Source organism: Pseudomonas saponiphila (genome assembly GCF_900105185.1).
Classification (GTDB): Bacteria; Pseudomonadota; Gammaproteobacteria; order Pseudomonadales; family Pseudomonadaceae; genus Aquipseudomonas; species Aquipseudomonas saponiphila.
Genome location: NZ_FNTJ01000001.1, coordinates 3,875,133 through 3,892,190 on the forward strand (window position 1 = coordinate 3,875,133; position 17,058 = coordinate 3,892,190).

General features: G+C 59.2%; 18 protein-coding genes and 2 pseudogenes. 10 read left to right on the top strand and 10 right to left on the bottom strand.

What is annotated here, in order from left to right; all coding sequences use genetic code 11:
* Positions 1-183: 183 nt before the first annotated feature.
* Positions 184-573 carry a MerR family transcriptional regulator gene (locus BLV47_RS17985; protein ID WP_092315770.1) on the bottom strand — a complete coding sequence of 130 codons (390 nt, stop codon included), beginning with the start codon at positions 571-573 and terminating at the stop codon, positions 184-186.
* 74 nt (positions 574-647) lie between these two features.
* Here BLV47_RS17985 and BLV47_RS17990 point away from each other — a divergent pair, with 74 nt between their 5' ends.
* The 7 genes and pseudogenes from BLV47_RS17990 to BLV47_RS18015 all read left to right on the top strand — a co-directional run bounded on the left by BLV47_RS17990 (position 648) and on the right by BLV47_RS18015 (position 6,936).
* Positions 648-1,718, top strand: coding sequence for an SDR family oxidoreductase (locus BLV47_RS17990; RefSeq protein WP_092315772.1), 1,071 nt, complete (start codon positions 648-650; stop codon positions 1,716-1,718).
* Between the two features lie 165 nt (positions 1,719-1,883).
* Positions 1,884-1,982: pseudogene (locus tag BLV47_RS35525) on the top strand (DMT family transporter); the annotation flags it as partial.
* Positions 1,983-2,207: 225 nt separating this feature from the next.
* Entirely contained in the window at positions 2,208-3,893 is a 1,686-nt protein-coding gene (istA, locus tag BLV47_RS17995) for an IS21 family transposase (RefSeq protein ID WP_062838241.1), read from the top strand.
* Positions 3,781-4,530: an IS21-like element IS1474 family helper ATPase IstB gene (gene istB / locus BLV47_RS18000; protein ID WP_062838242.1), complete on the top strand. Its 750-nt coding sequence runs from the start codon at positions 3,781-3,783 to the stop codon at positions 4,528-4,530. Before istA ends, istB begins: the two co-directional genes overlap by 113 nt.
* 94 nt (positions 4,531-4,624) lie before the next feature.
* Positions 4,625-5,431 (top strand): annotated as a pseudogene (locus tag BLV47_RS18005) (DMT family transporter); the annotation flags it as partial.
* A gap of 71 nt (positions 5,432-5,502) precedes the next feature.
* The gene (locus BLV47_RS18010; RefSeq protein ID WP_092315774.1) at positions 5,503-6,162 is read left to right on the top strand and encodes a hypothetical protein; all 660 of its coding nucleotides are present in this window, start codon (positions 5,503-5,505) and stop codon (positions 6,160-6,162) included.
* A 153-nt stretch (positions 6,163-6,315) separates the two neighbouring features.
* Entirely contained in the window at positions 6,316-6,936 is a 621-nt protein-coding gene (locus BLV47_RS18015) for a hypothetical protein (protein WP_244168904.1), read from the top strand.
* A 148-nt stretch (positions 6,937-7,084) separates the two neighbouring features.
* Here BLV47_RS18015 and BLV47_RS18020 read toward each other — a convergent pair whose 3' ends face one another.
* The 3 genes from BLV47_RS18020 to BLV47_RS18030 form a co-directional block, all read right to left on the bottom strand.
* Positions 7,085-7,480 (bottom strand): hypothetical protein, encoded by a 396-nt coding sequence (locus tag BLV47_RS18020; RefSeq protein ID WP_092315778.1) that lies wholly within the window; start codon positions 7,478-7,480, stop codon positions 7,085-7,087.
* A gap of 211 nt (positions 7,481-7,691) precedes the next feature.
* Complete coding sequence (locus BLV47_RS18025; protein WP_092315780.1) at positions 7,692-8,084, bottom strand: hypothetical protein; 393 nt, start codon at positions 8,082-8,084, stop codon at positions 7,692-7,694.
* Positions 8,081-9,526 carry a PAAR domain-containing protein gene (locus BLV47_RS18030; protein WP_092315782.1) on the bottom strand — a complete coding sequence of 482 codons (1,446 nt, stop codon included), beginning with the start codon at positions 9,524-9,526 and terminating at the stop codon, positions 8,081-8,083. The genes BLV47_RS18025 and BLV47_RS18030 overlap by 4 nt, the downstream gene beginning before the upstream one ends.
* A gap of 280 nt (positions 9,527-9,806) precedes the next feature.
* Here BLV47_RS18030 and BLV47_RS18035 point away from each other — a divergent pair, with 280 nt between their 5' ends.
* Complete coding sequence (locus tag BLV47_RS18035) at positions 9,807-10,061, top strand: bacteriocin immunity protein (RefSeq protein WP_092315784.1); 255 nt, start codon at positions 9,807-9,809, stop codon at positions 10,059-10,061.
* 204 nt (positions 10,062-10,265) lie between these two features.
* The gene (locus BLV47_RS18040; RefSeq protein WP_092315786.1) at positions 10,266-10,724 is read left to right on the top strand and encodes an Hsp20 family protein; all 459 of its coding nucleotides are present in this window, start codon (positions 10,266-10,268) and stop codon (positions 10,722-10,724) included.
* Between the two features lie 237 nt (positions 10,725-10,961).
* On the opposite strand, the gene BLV47_RS18045 is transcribed toward BLV47_RS18040, so the two are convergent.
* The 4 genes from BLV47_RS18045 to BLV47_RS18060 all read right to left on the bottom strand — a co-directional run bounded on the left by BLV47_RS18045 (position 10,962) and on the right by BLV47_RS18060 (position 13,835).
* Positions 10,962-11,474, bottom strand: coding sequence for an aminotransferase class I/II-fold pyridoxal phosphate-dependent enzyme (locus BLV47_RS18045; protein WP_244168905.1), 513 nt, complete (start codon positions 11,472-11,474; stop codon positions 10,962-10,964).
* Positions 11,475-11,491: 17 nt separating this feature from the next.
* The gene (locus BLV47_RS18050; protein ID WP_092315788.1) at positions 11,492-11,881 is read right to left on the bottom strand and encodes a hypothetical protein; all 390 of its coding nucleotides are present in this window, start codon (positions 11,879-11,881) and stop codon (positions 11,492-11,494) included.
* The gene (locus BLV47_RS18055; protein WP_092315790.1) at positions 11,878-13,326 is read right to left on the bottom strand and encodes a PAAR domain-containing protein; all 1,449 of its coding nucleotides are present in this window, start codon (positions 13,324-13,326) and stop codon (positions 11,878-11,880) included. The genes BLV47_RS18050 and BLV47_RS18055 overlap by 4 nt, the downstream gene beginning before the upstream one ends.
* A 230-nt stretch (positions 13,327-13,556) precedes the next feature.
* Complete coding sequence (locus BLV47_RS18060) at positions 13,557-13,835, bottom strand: hypothetical protein (protein ID WP_060843183.1); 279 nt, start codon at positions 13,833-13,835, stop codon at positions 13,557-13,559.
* Positions 13,836-14,175: 340 nt separating this feature from the next.
* On the opposite strand from BLV47_RS18060, the gene BLV47_RS18065 reads away from it, so the two are divergent.
* Entirely contained in the window at positions 14,176-14,715 is a 540-nt protein-coding gene (locus tag BLV47_RS18065) for an AAA family ATPase (protein ID WP_092315792.1), read from the top strand.
* A gap of 192 nt (positions 14,716-14,907) precedes the next feature.
* Here BLV47_RS18065 and BLV47_RS18070 read toward each other — a convergent pair whose 3' ends face one another.
* Positions 14,908-15,456, bottom strand: coding sequence for a cupin domain-containing protein (locus BLV47_RS18070; RefSeq protein ID WP_060838667.1), 549 nt, complete (start codon positions 15,454-15,456; stop codon positions 14,908-14,910).
* A gap of 271 nt (positions 15,457-15,727) precedes the next feature.
* Positions 15,728-17,008 carry an NAD(P)/FAD-dependent oxidoreductase gene (locus BLV47_RS18075; protein ID WP_092315794.1) on the bottom strand — a complete coding sequence of 427 codons (1,281 nt, stop codon included), beginning with the start codon at positions 17,006-17,008 and terminating at the stop codon, positions 15,728-15,730.
* Positions 17,009-17,058 lie beyond the last annotated feature (50 nt).

A 17,058-nucleotide genomic window follows, 5' to 3' on the forward strand; every position in this document is an offset into this window, starting at 1 on the left:
CAAGAAGCGCGAAAACCGCAACACCAACGCCCGCAGGGCTACCGTGCCCCCCCCCATCGGTGCCGTTACCGAGTCGTCCGGTGGTGGCCCGGTTACAGCGCCAGTTGCCCAAGCCCTGCCGGCCAGGAGGAGTCGCAGATGCGCAACGTGGAGGGCGAAGACTGGGTAATGGAAGCGGGCCGTTCAGCTGGATGCGTTGCTCAGCCGCTGCCGCTCAAGTTGCTCGGCAGCACTGGCTTCGAGCTTTGCCCGCTCTTCATCCAGATACCGATAAATGCCCTGGAAGTTGGCGATTTTCTGTTTGATCTCTGCCATTTTCTTTTCAATCAGCTTGGCGCCCTCGGCACAATCGATCATCTGGTTGCGCTGCGCATCGAGAATCTCGCCTATTTCCCCCAGGGAAAACCCCATGCTTTGCGCGCGCTGGATAAAGTCCAGATCCTGCAGAGTCTGCGCGCTGTAGACACGGTAGTTGTTCGTTCGCCGCTGCGACGAAATCAGGCCGATCTGCTCGTAGTAACGCAGCGTATGGCGGCTGGCGCCGCTGCGGGCCTCGATTTCACCGATTTTCATGAAAACACCACTTGACCCTAGAGTTGGGTCGACAGTTTACGCTTGCCTTCTCACCTTCAACAAGGAACAGGGAAATGAGCGTGGAGTGCTTTGTCACCGGTGGTACCGGCTTTATCGGTCAACATTTGCTGGCGCACCTGAGTGCAAAAGGTCACACCGTTCGGGTGCTGATGCGTCGCCCGGAGCGACTCGCCGCACTGCGCGAGCAAGTCGACAATCTGGGCGGTTGTGCCACCCGGGTATTGGCCGTGGCCGGCGATCTGGAACGAGAACATCTCGGGCTGAGTGCCGCCGACCGAGAAGTGCTGAGGCACTCAAGAGTCGTCTTCCACCTGGGTGCCCACTTCGCCTGGGGGCTTACCTTAGAGCAGTCTCGTGCGGTGAACGTAGAGGGCGCCAAGCGTGTGGCGCTGCTGGCGGCCGAGCAAAACAGCCGGCTAGTGATGATCGGCGGCTACATGCTGAAAAACCATGAACACCTGCAACGCATCGGCATCGATCCTCGCCATCCGCAACGAACCGATTGGCCTGCCCTCTACCGGGAGGTCGGTGGTTACGAGGCGAGCAAGCTGGAAGCGCATTTCGCGACCCTGGAAACCATGTCCGCCAAAGGCGGGGAACTGACCGTTGTCCATCCCGCGACAGTCTGTGGCCACAGCCGCACGGGGCATATCCTCGACAACCAGCCGCTGGTGGCGCTGATCCGTAACCTGGTGCAGGGAAAGCTGACTGCCGTGCCCGGCACCGCCAGGCACTGGCTGCCACTGGTCACCGTGGATTACCTGGTCGAGCTGATGACGGCGAGTGCCTTTGATCCGGCCATGGCCGGCCAGGAACTGCTGGCACTGGACGCGCAAACGCCCAACTTGCGAGAAATGCTGGCGCAAGTGGCACAACCTCTGGGCTTGAAGTCTCCCAAGCGTCACATTCCACTGCGATTGCTGAAGTGGCTACTGAGCATTCCTGCCGTCGCGCGCTTCATGAATACCCAACCCGAGGCGCTGGACTTTATCCAGGCCACTCGTTTCGATACCACCGCCGCCGAGCAATTTGCCAGCCGGCATGGCATAGCCCAACCGGATATACGCCAGTCCTTGCAGCACACCGCAACCTTCGTCAACGCTCATTGCATGGCCAAGGGCTAAGCCGGCTGGCCTCTGCGTTCAAGGTCGACAGCATCCTGCCGGGTGATCGAGCTTAAGCCCCGATCACTGCTGGGATGGCTGGTACCTTCGTCCACTCAGGCTGTGCGCCGCCGATACAGGGCGGCATTCTTTCGAACAACAACTCAGCGACAGGGATCGTCATCGATGCAATCCACTTTCAGCAAAGGCGTCATGTTTGCACTCTGTGCTGCGGCACTGAACGCCACGATCGGTGTACTCAGCAAAGTCCTCATGAATGATGGCTGCGGATTTCGGAGCACCGTGACCGGCCGTTTCGGTTGATCGTGACCGGTCATTTCGCTAACGCGTGACCGCTCATTTCGGTAGCAACGTGACCGATTTTCCGCCTGTTCCGAAACAGGTGGTCACGGCTTACCGAAATCGCCGGTCACGACTTAGCGAAAGCCTTCCCCTTCGTTGCGCATGACCTGATGCGCCGCCATCCTCGACCGATTTCGGGAGAGGAAGATGGCGGCGCCGCGAGTAGCCATGCGAAACATCAAAGAATGTCTGCGCCTCAAGTTTGAGGCCGGCTTGTCCCACGAGAAGATTGCCCGTGCCTTGCAGCTGTCCAAGGGCGTGGTTAGCAAGTACATCGCGGCGGCGCGGGTGGCCGGGCTGGACTGGCCGGCGCTGGTGGCCATGGACGAGGCCGCGCTGGCGGCCGCCTTGTTTGCACCGACGTCGACGAACAAGCCGCGCGGTGAGCGAGTGCTGCCCGATGTGCTGAGCATCCACCGCGAGTTGCGACGCAAGGGCGTGACCTTGCAGCTGCTGTGGGAGGAATATCTCGCCGCGCATGCGGGCCAGCCGACCTACCGCTACACCCAGTTCGTCGAGCACTACCGGCGCTACGCCCAGACGCTCAAACGTTCGATGCGTCAGCTGCACCGTGCGGGCGAGAAGCTATTCATCGACTATGCCGGGCCGACGCTGCCGGTGGTCGACCCGGCCACCGGCGAAGTGCGCCGGGCGCACATCTTCGTCGCCGCCCTGGGCGCCTCGAATTACACCTATGCCTGCGCGACGCCAGGCGAAACCCAGGTGGACTGGCTGACCTCGCTGGGCCAGGCTCTGACCTACTTTGGCGGCGTGCCGGAAATGGTTGTGCCGGACAATCCGCGCGCCCTGGTCGCCCAGCCGGATCGCTACGAGCCGGGCCTGAACCGGGCCACGCTGGAGTGCGCGCGTCATTACCAGACGGTGATCCTGCCGGCACGGCCACGCAAGCCTCAGGACAAGGCCAAGGCCGAGGTGGCGGTGCAGGTGGTCGAGCGCTGGATCATGGCGCGGCTGCGCCATCGGCAGTTCTTCAGCCTGCATGCGCTTAACCAGGCCATCGCCGAGCTGCTGGAGGATCTGAATCGGCGCCCGTTCAAGCGGCTCGATGGCTGCCGGCGCGACTGGTTCGAGCGCCTGGATCGCCCGGCCTTGCGAGCGCTGCCGGTGCATCCCTACGAGGTCGCCACCTTCAAGCGCTGCAAGGTCAGCATCGACTACCACATCGAGGTCAATGGCAGCTTCTACAGCGTGCCCTCCGCCCTGGCCCGGCAGAACGTGGACGTGCGACTGACGGCACACACCCTGGAAGTGCTGCATGGCAACCGGCGGGTGGCCAGCCACCTGCTGCTGGGGCGACGCGGCGCTTACAGTACCCAGCGCGAGCACATGCCCGCGGCGCACCAGGCGCATCGCGAATGGACGCCACAACGCCTGCTCGACTGGGGCGCGCGGATCGGCCCCTACACGCGCCAACTGATCGATCACCAACTGACCCACAAGCCGCACCCGGAGATGGGCTACCGCGCCTGCCTCGGCCTGCTCTCGCTGGCCCGGCGCTATGGCAATGCACGCCTGGAAGCCGCTGCCGAACGTGCCGTACACCTGCGCGCCTTCACCGGGCGCAGCGTGCGCAACCTGCTCCAGCAAGGCCTGGATCAACAGCCGCTGCCCCAGCGTGCCGCCGAAACGACCTTACCCGGCGACCACGAGAACGTCCGTGGCGCCGACTACTACCAACCCCCGCAACAGGAGCTGTTCGATGATGCCGCAACACACCCTGAATCAACTGCACCAGCTACGCCTGGACGGCATGGCCCGCGCCCTGGAAGAGCAATGGACGCTGCCGGCCAGCCACAGCCTGAGCTTCGATGAACGCCTCGGCCTACTGCTCGACCGCGAACTGGCCTGGCGTGACAACCAGCGCCTGGTACGGCTGCGCAAGAAGGCCAAGCTCAAGTACGCCAACGCCTGCCTGGAAGATCTCGACCGCCGCACCGGACGCGCCCTGGACGAGCGTCTGATCGCCACCCTGGCCAGTGGCGACTGGATCCGCCAGCAGCACAACCTGCTGCTGACCGGCCCGACCGGTGCCGGCAAAACCTGGCTGGCCTGCGCCCTGGGCAACCAGGCCTGCCGCCAGGGCTATAGCACCCTGTACCTGCGCACCCCGCGCCTGCTGGAACAACTGCGCATCGCTCATGGCGACGGCAGCTTCGGCCGTACCCTGCAACAGCTGGCAAAGGTCGACGTCCTGGTGCTGGACGACTGGGCGCTAGCCCCGCTGGAGGAAGGAGCCCGGCATGACCTGCTGGAGGTGATCGACGACCGCGCTGGCAGCCGCTCCACCATCCTGACGAGCCAACTGCCCATCGAGCACTGGCACGGCTGGATCAACGACCCGACCCTGGCCGATGCCATCCTCGACCGCCTGGTGCACAACGCCTACCGACTGACGATGAAAGGCGAGTCGCTGCGCCGAAAAAAAGCCGAGGAACAAGCCGCATCGTGACCGATGCGATTACAATCCAGAACCCGCGCAACCGGGGTGGAAGCACCGGTCACGTATTAGCGAAACGCTCGGTCACGTTCACCGAAATCCGCATGATGGCTTCAGCGCGAGCAGTGTTGCCGTCATCAAGACCCTGCTGGGTTGCGTGCTGCTGTCGATATTGCTGTTTTTCCTCAAGCGCCCGGCGCGATCGAGCCAATGGATCCAGGCGGCTATCTGCGCATTTCTTGGCATCTTTGTGCTGTTCCATTTCGAAACCTCCGCCTATCGACACTACGCAGCGGCAGGTGTGGTGGTGGTCCTGATGGCCAGCGCTTCCATTTCCTCGATCATTCTGGGGCGCATTGTTCTCAAGGACGCCATCACCGCGAACGCCAGCGTTGGCGCCGCACTGGCGATTGCCGGGATCTCGGTGATCTTCGGTGGCGACCTGCAACAGGGCTTTACCCTGCAAGGCGCGGCGCTTGCCTGCATGGCCGGCTGCGGCTACGGGGCCTTTTCGGTTGCCATGAAACGCATGGGGGTGTCGGGAGGACTGCATTTCACCCGCCAATTGTTGTTCTTCGGCGGCCTGTACCTGCTGATGCCGGCGGCGGCCGACGGCTTCACGATGGGCGACCTGTCGCCACTGGCGATCACCGCCCTGCTGGCACTGGCCACCCTGCCGACCATCCTCGGCTTCTTCTGCACCACCAAGGCCATCGAATATCTCAAGCCATCCCAAGTGCAAGCGCTGGAGTTGACCGAGCCACTGTTCGCCGCGCTGCTGGCGTTTGTGGCACTCAATGAAGTTCCCCGTGAAAGCCTGTATGCAGGAGCGGCACTGATCATCCTCGGCCTGTGTTTCTCCAATGAACTGATTCGCTTGGGCAGCAAAGCCTCCGTCGCTTCGATCGAATGAGCTATTCTCGCCCCCCGAACCCGCCTGAAGATAACCACAGGCACTGACCGCGCCATTGAAAGGACTCTCCCATGAACAAGCTGACCTACGGCCTTTTTGCCTCGGCACTGGCCCTGTCTATCGACGTTACCCACGCCGCTTCCGTGGCCGAAGTGTTCAACGGCGAGATGTTGGGCACCAATCAGCGCTACTTTGAATCCGTCGCCGGAATCCCTCGGGAATCCTTCGGCGACGAGCACAAGTTCAAAGTCCAGGGCTGCGACATCACCGCCACGGTCGAAGGTGGCACCGTCAGCAAACTGCGCATGGAACTGACGCCCAAGTGCCAGGCCGACCTGACCCAGTTCGTCGGCACCTTCGCCCCGGCTCCCGGCAAGCCGCTCACCGTAGGCGCCTTCAACGCATCGTCCGGTGGCGGCCTGAGCTACAGCGCCAGTTGCCTGAGCATGTGCGGCAACGCCGCCGACCCTTCCGTCTATGCCCACTGGGAAGGCCCGCGCGCCATAGGTTTCAGAGAGGTGCTGCTGGAGGTGGTCCTGGCCTCGGATCCCGCGCTCGACGCCGCCAACCAGTGGGAGGCGCAGATGCGCAAAGCGGAGGGCGAGGACTACGTGATGGAGACACGCTTCAACTGCGATCGGAAATACGACGCCGCCGCGCAGAAGGCTTTTGAAAAGGTCCAGGTCAGCGCGGTCACCATCGGCACGGAACTCAAGGCTTCCGGCTGCTGAGTTCGACGACAGCGACAGAACAGCGGGCGTGGAACCGGTTTTCTGCAAGCCCCCAGCGCAAGCAAAAAGGCGACGCATTGCGTCGCCTTTTTTCGTATCTTCGGGACTCGATCGCGGTGACTCAGGATCAAGCTGACGTACACATGGCACCCAATGAACAACCCACTACATGAATATCGGGCAACCAATAGCCAGGGAGAGCTCAGGATGAGTCACTTGATAATTAACAGCTTGGTTGTCATCTGCTTTGCCATGGTGGGCTCCGGCTGCACATCCTATACCTCCAAGCCGCCAATCAATGAACACTTCGAACCCAAAACAAAAGAAACAATCTCCAACTTCACTTATGAAATAGACTCGCCATGGAAAGACAGTCGCTTCAGAAAAAGCGCATACGAGGCGACACAGAAAATCATTCCAAATGCACAAGACAATAGTTCACAGCTCACACCCACACCCACACCCACTCCAGAGTTAGAGATAAAAATTTCAGAGTTTTCATCTGGAGGAGCTTGCGTACAAGATTACTTGACCGGTTTGAGTCTTGGCTTGATTCCTAGCTGGTGTACAAGATCAAGAGTATTCAAGTTCGATTACATACTAAACAACAACCACGGCTTTTGCAGACAGAAAACCTACTCGATAAATTCAACGGTATTTTCACACCTGACAGCGCTTCCATTCGCCCTGCTCAGCACTGAAAATCAACCATTAACTATTTATCAGGCTGCGTTAAAAGATTTTCTTCAAGAAGGTCAATGTACATCGCGCTAACACCCCCTAATTAACTTCCAAATTACCCCCCACTGCAATACAGCTAGCTTTTCCTTCATCCGCGCAGGAATTCTGTTCAAATCATCAATGGAATCCCAGTTCACCGAAGAGTTTACCTACAGACTGCATTTAGTCTTCCTCCCAAAAATCAAACACCAAGCTCTATTAGTTTTATCGCTACGGCAGATATCAGCAGTCCCACAATAAGTCCGCGCCCGACCCACTGCAATACGGCAAAATTATTCTTCAATTTCCGCGGAAAATTAATCAGGTCCTCAACACTGACATCGCCATGCTTAAGATATACGCGTGGAAAGGTAACAATCGACGTCACACCACCGACCAACAACAATATTCCCCAAGGACCGCCCTGCCTAAGCGGAGCCAGGCTCATCACGGCAGAACAGTGCTTAAGGCGCTCCAGAAACTCGTATACCTGGGTATATGCCAAATACAGACAGACACCCACCCAAACGAAAATCCCAGATAGAGCAACAGCGCCTAGAAGTACAAAAAAATCATGCACGGTAGTGGTTAGATTCATTTCTGCATCTCATAGATCCTTTCCCCGACCTTTCCCCCACCAGACCACCTGCAGTGCCAGTAGCATAAGAACTAACCCCTACTACTATCAGTCCACAAACCAGAGCTCCGGCCCACAGGGTAGGGACACCGCATCCTATAATGACGGAGCTTGCAACAGAATCAGTCGACCATCACCTAAAACGTAAAGCACATAAAGTGCCATCAACCGCTCACTTAACCCAGCCCATGTATTGACCGACAGACCACAGCAAAAGAAGCCCCCCCAAGAGAACTGCACCGGCTCGGTACCAGACCACCAGCTTCCTTCTAAGGCGTCGGGGAAAGTTATTGATATCTTCGATGCTTGCGCCCCCATCACGGATGTACATCGCAGGCCAGGCAATCACTCCAACAACACTCCCCATTAGAAACAGCCTCCCCGCTGGCCCGGCGCGCTTGAGCGAAGCTCTATTCATGATTGCGGGGCAGTTTTTAAGTCGCGCAAGCATCTCATCCATTTCGGTATATGCCATATACAAACCAACTCCGAGCCAGACAATTAGCGCCCCAAACTCCGTCAAGCCCAGATAGAGAAATATCGTGCGCAATACCTCATTACTCATCGACTGCTCTCATAAACTATCTCTCCCACACCTTCACCCAAGGCGTCCCCCAAGCTACCCGCAACCCAAGACCCGACTCCCACCACGCCAAGCCCGCATATCAAAGTCCCTGTTCCAGCACTTGGTACACCCAATGCCAAGCAAATGGGACCGGCCACCGGCGTCAATAATGTGCCAGCTGTCGCGCCGCCCAACACCGTCCCAATAAAGCTCCCTCCCTCTGTCAATCTCACCCGCTCACAAGCCTCAACATTGCCCGCCGTACACACCTCCTGAACCTTCAGATACGAAGCGCCCCCACCCAACCCGACACCCAGCCAGCCCAAGTGCTTTACATACTGAGACGCCTTTGCCACGCCTTGCATATTCGTCGCATACCCCGGTATCTGCCCCGGTGCCCCAGCCAACGTCCAGTGATGCACCAGGCTGCGGCTGGAAATCCCCAGCGCCGCTTTCAACTTGGGATGCTCGGGAAAGCTGATCCCCTTGCGGGTAAAGGCAGTCAACCGAGTATCCAACTGCGCCAGCAACCTTTTGCGCTCGGCAAAAAACTCGACAGAACGCAAATGCCCATGCTGCTGAAAAGTACGCCGATGCAAGCCCTCGATCTCCCGCAGCGAAGCTTTCACGTCCTCCAGGTTCTTGGCGAAGATCGCGGCGCCGACGCCCATCGCGGTCGATCCCTGGGAGGCAAAGGACTCCAGCAGATCACGATGGCGCGCCAGGAAAGCGGCCTCTTCATCGCTCATCGGCTCCAGTGCCGCGTTGACCTTTTCCGCTGCTTCCATCAGCCAGGTCTCCTCACGGGTGCACTGGTAGTTGGCCGGATCACTGAGAACGATCAATTGCCCGGGCTTGGCGTAGTCGCTGAGTTGCGGGTTGAGGCGGCGAAACTTCTCCAGCACCGCGCTATCGGGCGTGGCGAAGAGTATGGACTCCAGTACCGAGCGGGACATGGGCTGCTCGACGATATGAAACCCCGGCTCGACACCCTCCTGAAGGGCCGCCTTGGAAGCGGCCAACGGGCTTACCAGCGCATGGGCCGCCTGGGCTTTTTCCGTCAGCGCCGGATCGGCCAGCAGCGTGGCCATGCGCGACTCATCCACCGAGCCATCGGCGCGGACGGCGCCCAGCGTGGCGAAGTTGACGATGGCGGCGCCCTCGGCGGGCGCGAAAAGCGAGCCGCCAAAAGTATCGCCAGAGCCGCTGACGATGCTGCCGCCGTGGCTGGTGAGGCTGCCCACATGGGCCAGGGGCCGGCCATTGACCAGCACAGAAGGAAATCCTGTGGTAATCACCGCGCCGCAGCCGCAAAGATCACCGACCCGGGCCGCGCCCATGCCGTTGATGATGACGTTGCTGGAAGCGGTAACGATGGGCGTGGTGCCGTGTCCCGGCAGCGGGCAGACATGGCTGTCGCCCAGGCGAGAAGAAGCGATCATTTGGCATCCTGCGCTATGAGTGAAAAAACCTCCCATCCGGGAGACAGGGGACCCTAGCGCAGGAGTTCGGGCAGGACCTTAAGGAGATTCTCAAAAGGCGGTGAGCGGCGCTGAGGTCGGTGGCTGAGGCAGGATCACGAGCCCAGAACCGAGCCCTTGAAAGTGCCCCCGGCCAAGCCAGCCGCAGATCGAGACGCTTGGCTGGCCTAAGACGCAAAAAGCTTGAAGATCAACGCCCTACGAAACCACATTGACCCTCACGAAAGAAAACAGGCACTACATGGAAGACATTTCTGATTTGACCGAAGCCGAATTCATTTCCTTCGTCAACATCATACGAACCGTCAGCAAGGGCGGGACGGACGATGAGCTAGGCGAGTTGCTTGAAAGGTTCAGCAAGCTCGCAGGCCATCCAGATGGCTACGACCTGATTTTCCACCCTGAGCCCGGCGCGGATAACTCCGCCGAGGGGGTCACCAGTACCCTGAAGGAATGGCGCAAAGCTCAGGGACTGCCGGGATTCAAGAACGGCTGATTGAATTCACCCCCAGGCCCTGTAGTGACTCAACGAGTAACTTCAATACATTGAAAAACGGCGATTAACTCGTTGAAATTGATAGATAAAATCAATTTTTTTGAGCTCTTGAAGTTTTGCTTCCGGCACATACCTAGGTTCTTGCGTGGTGCCGAATGCGGGCCGCGCCTCAAATCACTTGGAGAAACCTCAGGAGATTTTGCAATGGCTACTACCCTTTCGTTGGCCCCACTTTTCCGCCACTCGGTCGGCTTTGACCGTTTCAACGACCTTTTTGAATCGGCGCTTCGCAGTGAGGCCGGTACTTCCTATCCTCCGCACAACGTCGAAAAGCACGGTGATGACCACTACCGGATCGTTATCGCGGTAGCAGGCCTGGCCGAAGAGGATCTGGACATTCAGGTTGAAAAAGGTGTGTTGACCGTCACCGGTGACAAGCGAGAAAGCAACGGAGCCGTCACTTACCTGCATCAAGGTATCGCACAGCGGGCATTCCGGCTGTCGTTCCGCTTGATGGATCACATCGAGGTGGAGGGTGCGAAGCTCACCAACGGTCTGCTGAGCATCGACCTGCTCAGGGTCGTACCGGAGGAAGCGAAGCCTAAACGCATCATGATCGGGGGAGCTGAGGCTGCTGACTCGAAGCCGGTCAGCGAGCAGTAACCGGCATGGGGAGGCGCTCTGCGGAGCGCCTCTTTTTTGTCGAGTACCCAGTCCCGCCATTATTGCGAGCGCTCCTTTATGACCGGGCGAATCCCACCTGCAAGTCCGCCGATGCCCTGATGAATGGCTTCAGCCGAAAGGCCCGTTATAGCCCAGGATCAAGGCTGCGCCTCTTGCAGATTTCCCCGATGTGGCACCTGCATGCAACGGGTACGACGGACATACCCCTACGCCGCGCTACAGAGCCGTTGCTTGCACTTTCGCCTCATCCTCGGCACGAAGCCCCGGCAACCTCAGCACACCGTGCAAGCCCGCCGCCATGCCGACCAGTTTCCCGTAATCCCTAAGCTGCTGATCGACAGCTTCCAGCAACGCCTTTCGCCGTTGCTCGTTGTCTCGCCGCAGGTGACGGACATGGCGTTCGTAAGCACCACTGTCGATCAACGAAGCGAGCACGCTCTGCTCCCAGCGCGGTGAGTGACGGTCGGTCAGCCGCTTGGCTTCGCGGAACACATGAACCAGCTCTCGCGGGAGCACCAGGTAACCCAGGCGCAATTGTGGCGAAAGTGCTTTGGAAAAGGTCCCGACATAGATGACCCGCGCCTGCGTATCCATGGACTGCAGTGCATCGATGAGGCGCTGGCCGTAGCGGAACTCGCCGCCGTAATCGTGTTCAATGATCCAGGCATCATGGCGACTCGCCCATTCCAGCAGCTGCAGGCGGCGCGCGACGGGTAACACCGCGCCCATGGGGTCAACACAATGCCTCACCCGCCATAAAGCTTTATACCTGCAGCACAGACCAACATCCCAACTAATAACCAGATTACACACCACTGTAATACTGCTAGCTTTCTCTTGAGTCGCGCAGGGATTTTGTTCAAATCATCAATGCAAACCGCGCCATGCTTAAGATAGATCTTTGGAAAAGTAACGACCCCTGATATCCGTCCTACTAATAATAGTTTGCCAAAGGGCCCACCATGCATCAGTGGAGCGCGGTTCATAATTGCTGATGAATTCTTCAACAACTCCAACATTTCATCCATTCGGGTATATGCCAGATGCAGACACACACCGATCCAAACAAACACCCCCAGAACAACCAATCCAGATGCGACACCTAAAACGACTTCAATAGAAGTAATCGAACTCATCTGCTTCCCTTATAAAGTAGCTCACCGGAAAACTCGCCTATAGTTTCACCGACAGCTCCAGCCGCAAAAGAACCACTGCCGACAACTACAAGTCCACATATAAAGGTCGCCATACCTCCTGTGGGCACGCCCAAAGCTACACATATAGTTCCGGCTGCAGCACCGGATAAAAAGGTAGCGGCTGCGGCGCCACCTGCCACGCTTCCGAGAAAGCCTCCACCTTCCGTCAATCTCACCCGCTCACAAGCCTCAACATCGCCAGCCGTACACACCTCCTGAACCTTCATGTATGAAGCTCCTCCCCCAAGCCCAATCCCCAGCCATCCTCCGTACTTCACATACTTCGCAGCCATCGCCACACCCCGCATATTCGTCGCATACCCCGGTATCTGCCTCGGCGCACCAGCCAGCTTCCAGTGGTGCACCAGACTGCGGCTGGAAATCCCCAGCGCCGTTTTCAACTTGGGGTGCTCGGGAAAACCGATCCCCTTGCGGGTAAAGGCAGTCAGCCGAGTATCCAACTGCGCCAACAACCTTTTGCGCTCGGCAAAAAACTCGATAGAACGCAAATGCCCATGCTGCTGAAAAGTACTTTGATGCAAGCTCTCGATATCCCGCAGCGAAGCTTTCACGTCCTCCAGGTTCTTGGCGAAGATCGCGGCACCAATGCCTAGCGCCGTCGATCCATGGGAGGCAAAGGATTCCAGCAAATCCCGGTGGCGCGCCAGGAAACTGGCCTCTTCATCGCTCATCGGCTCCAGTGCCGCATTGACCTTTTCCGCAGCCTCCATCAGCCACGCCTCTTCACGGGTGCAAAGGACGTTGGCCGGATCACTGAGCACGATCAACTGCCCCGGCTTGGCGTAATTGCCGAGTTGCGGGTTGAGACGGCGAAACTTCTCGAGCACCGCGCTCTCGGGCGCAGCGAAGAGTATGGACTCCAGCGCCGAGCGGGACATGGGCTGCTCGACGATATGAAATCCCGGTTCGACGCCCTCTTGCAGGACGGCCTTGGAAGCAGCCAACGGGCTGACCAGCGAATGGGCAGCCTGGGCTTTTGCCGTCAGCGCCGGATCAGCCAGCAACGTTGCCATGCGCGACTCATCCACCGAACCGTCGGCACGGATGGCGCCCAGCGTGGCGAAGTTGACGATGGCGGCGCCCTCGGCGGGTGCGAAAAGCGAGCCGCCAAAGGTATCGCCAGAGCCGCTGACAATGCTGCCGCCGTGGCTGGTGAGGCTGCCCACATGGGCCAGGGGCCGGCCATTGACCAGAACAGAAGGGAATCCGGTGGTAATCACCGCGCCACAGCCGCAAACATCACCGACCCGAGCCGCGCCCATGCCGTTGATGATGACGTTGCTGGAAGCGGTAACGATGGGACTAGTGCCGTGCCCCGGCAGCGGGCAGACATGGCTGTCGCCCAGGCGTGAAGAAGCGATCATTTGGCATCCTGCGCTATGAGTGAAAAAACCTCCCGTCCGGGAGACAGGGGACGCTAACGCAGGAGTTCGGAGCAGGCCCTAAGGTGATTCTTAAAAGTCAGCGAGCGCAGCCGAGGCCAACGGCAGAGGCTGGACAGCGGGCACAGAGCCGATCGCTGGAACGCGCCCCGTCCAAGCAAAAAGGCGACGCAATGCGTCGCCTTTTTCGTTTCTTCAGCACTCAACCAGGATTACACAGGATCAGCCTGCCCCAAGGCTCTATCACCCAAGGTACACAGCAGATCGAAGCCATCACCGAGCAACAGGCCGATGGCAAAGCGGATCTGTGAGAGGTCCTGCGGACCAGCAGCGCAGTCAAGGATTTCCAGCAGATTGCGGGCTGCGCCGATGCGTTGCTGAGCGCAGGTATACAGATCGGCCAACGAGGCGTTGGCGTCCAGGTAGAGGACGGGATGGTCAGTGTCGTTGCGGGTGAGCGGGATGGGATTGCAGGTATGTGTGCGGGTCATTGGTGAAGCTCCATGAGAGACAAGTCTTTACCGCCGTCAAACAACCAAATGGAATCGGCTAAGAGACGAGGTTTATGCCCATAGTTTTTTGGCCCGCGATGACCAGTCACTAAATTGCGGTGACGCATCGAACTGTAGACGAGGTATTCGCTCGATGAGCGTTTCCGGATAAGCGATCGTTCGATTTATCGTTGCAAAAGCATACGGTGATCGGCTTTTTGAATCGCTACTCTCGGCCGTTAACTACCTGTCATGCCGACCGTTAGTTGTTGACCGAGGCAAGCATTGACATAAAATCGCCGCCCCAAAAGATCAGCTTGCATAGCGAGAAGGAGCTTCGATGCAACGGGTGATGATTGTTGGTCAACCTGGATCAGGCAAAAGCACTTTGGCGCGTGAGCTTGGTCAGCGCACGGGCTTGCCGGTCGTTCATATCGACACTATCCACTGGCAGCCAGGGTGGATAGAACGAAGCCCGGAAGAGAAAACCCGGCTATGTCTCGATGTCGAGGCTCAAGATCGCTGGATATTCGAAGGTGGCCATTCAGCCACTTGGGACAACCGCGTGGCCCGTGCAGATCTTTTGATATGGATTGATCGTTCGGCGACGCTTCGATTCTTGCGCGTACTGCGCAGAACGCTGCTCCAACGCGGTCAGTCTCGGCCCGACTTGCCGGAGAACTGCCCGGAAATGCTGGCGAACCTGCCAGAGTTTTTCAGATTCATGTGGCGGACGAAAAATTCAGCGCGAGAAAAGATGCAGCAACTTGTGGCAACAGCGCCATCCACTTGCCGCGTGGTTTGTCTGCGGTCCAATCGGGATATCGGCATGTTTCTCGCGAATATTGGAAGTTCGACTGTCCCAGTTCCGCAAGATTGATCGACGGTTGATTGATTCACTGTGGAAAATGCTGGTTACGAACGGATACTTCTGGCCTATTGCTGCCCGTTCTCAATGACCATTAACAGTCAAAAGCAAACACCGCCAAACCAATAAAATCAGCCCCTCCTCACTCACAAAAAGCGGCTATCAAAAGCCGCTTCAGATCAGTCAGGCGCCCCGCCTCCCCACTCAAAAGTTCGCCGGGGTGTTGGCACTGATAATCTCCGCCTCATCCTGCCCAATATTGCGAAAGCTATGAGGCAAGGTGGTCGGAAAGTAATACCCATCCCCCGGATTCAACACACTCACCTGCCCATCCACCGTCAGCTCCACGGTGCCACGCACAACCAGCCCGCACTCCTCGCCTTCGCTGTGCACGATGGCTTCTTCGCCGGAGCTGGCGCCGGGGGCGTACTGCTCGCGCAGAAAGCGCATCTGCCGGTTGGCCACCGGGGCGCCGATCATCAGCAGGCGCAGGCCGTCACGGCCCAGGTCCGGCTGTTCGTTGGCGCGGAACACGTATTGGTGCTCGCGGGGCGGTTGGTCGAAAGTGAAGAAGTCGGCCAGGGACATGGGGATGCCTTCCAGCAGCTTTTTCAGGGAGCTGACGGAGGGGCTGACGCGGTTCTGTTCGATCAGGGAAATAGTGGCATTGGTCACGCCACTGCGACGGGCCAGCTCGCGCTGGGAGAGTTTGTAGCTTTCGCGAACGAGTTTGAGTCGGGTGCCCGTGTCCATAACAGCCTTATGTGAGAAGTACTTAAGGGTATTTTTTGCGGCGGTTGGGTCGCGGAGGTCGCGATTTGGCTGCCCTGGAGCCTGAAAAGGCGGCTATTTAAACATGTTTGACAGGCCAGCTGTAAAGACCGGCGATGGGCGTGAAGGCCGGGTGACGGAGTGCCGGTTTTCCGGGGCTTTGCGGGGGTTTTTCTGCGGTGGGTCAAGGGCTGGAGCTTCGCGAGCAAGCTCGCTCCTACAGGGGTGGGGGGGCTGTAGGAGCGAGGTTGGATTAGATGCCGAAACGGTCGCGCAGGGCGTAGTACGCGGCGCCCATGGCGGTCAGTGGGGCCTGGAAGGTGCGCCCGCCGATCATCGGCATGTGCGGCAGGGAGGCGAAGGCGTTGAAGCGCTCGGCGTCGCCGCGGATCATTTCGGCGATCAGCTTGCCGGCCAGGTGCGAGCAGGTGACGCCGTGGCCGCTGTAGCCCTGCATGTAGTAGGCGTTCTTTTCGATCCGGCCGAATTGCGGCATGCGCGACATGGTCAGGAGGAAGTTGCCGGTCCAGCGGTAGTCGATCTTCACGTCCTTGAGCTGGGGGAAGGTCTTGAGGATCTTCGGCCGGATCAGTTGTTCGATGTCGTCCGGTTCGCGGGCGCCGTAGACCACGCCACCGCCGTACAGCAGGCGGTTGTCGCCGGTCAGGCGGAAGTAGTCCAGGAGGTAGTTGCAGTCTTCCACGCAGTAGTTGTTGGCGATCAGGCTGCGGGCCAGTTGCTCCGGCAGTTGCTCGGTGACCACGATCTGCGAGCCGCAGGGCATGCTCTTGCGGGTCACGCGCGGGTCAAGATCCTGCTGCAGGTAGGCGTTGCCGGCAATCAGCAGGTACTTGGCGCGCACCACGCCCTTGGCGGTACGCACCACGTTGGGTTCGCCGTAGGTGATTTCCACCGCCGCCGACTGTTCGAAGATCTTGCCGCCCAGGCCGATGATGGCGCTGGCCTCGCCCAGGGCCAGGTTCAGCGGGTGGATGTGGCCGCCCTGCATGTCCAGCAGGCCGCCGATGTAGTTCCGGGTGCCGACTTCGCGGTCGATCTGCGCCTTGTCGAGCAGCTTCAGGTTGTGGTTGCCCAGGCGTTCCCAGTTGCGTTTCTGTTCCGCCAGGCCCTTGAGCTGCTTGTTGTTCAGGGCGGCGAAGATGCCACCGGGGCGATAGTCGCACTGGATGTCGTAGTGCTGGATGCGCTGGCGAATGATGTCGGCGCCTTCGAAGATCATGCTGCCGAGCACTTCGGCGCTTTTTTCGCCGTAGCGTTCTTCGATCACGTCCACGTCGCGGCTGTAGGAGTTGACCAGTTGCCCGCCGTTGCGCCCGCTGGCGCCGAAGCCGACCTTGGCCGCTTCGAGCACGGTGACGCTGTAACCCGCTTCGGCCAGGAACAAGGCCGAGGACAGGCCGGTGTAGCCGGCGCCGATCACGCAGACGTCGCACTCCACCAACTCTTCGAGTTGCGGGTAGTCGGTGGTCTGGTTGCGGGTCGCCGCGTAGTAGCTGTTCACGTAGGTTTGCATGAGAAATTCCCCAGCGGGTACGGGCCCAGGCCCGCCGCCGCTGTTGTTAT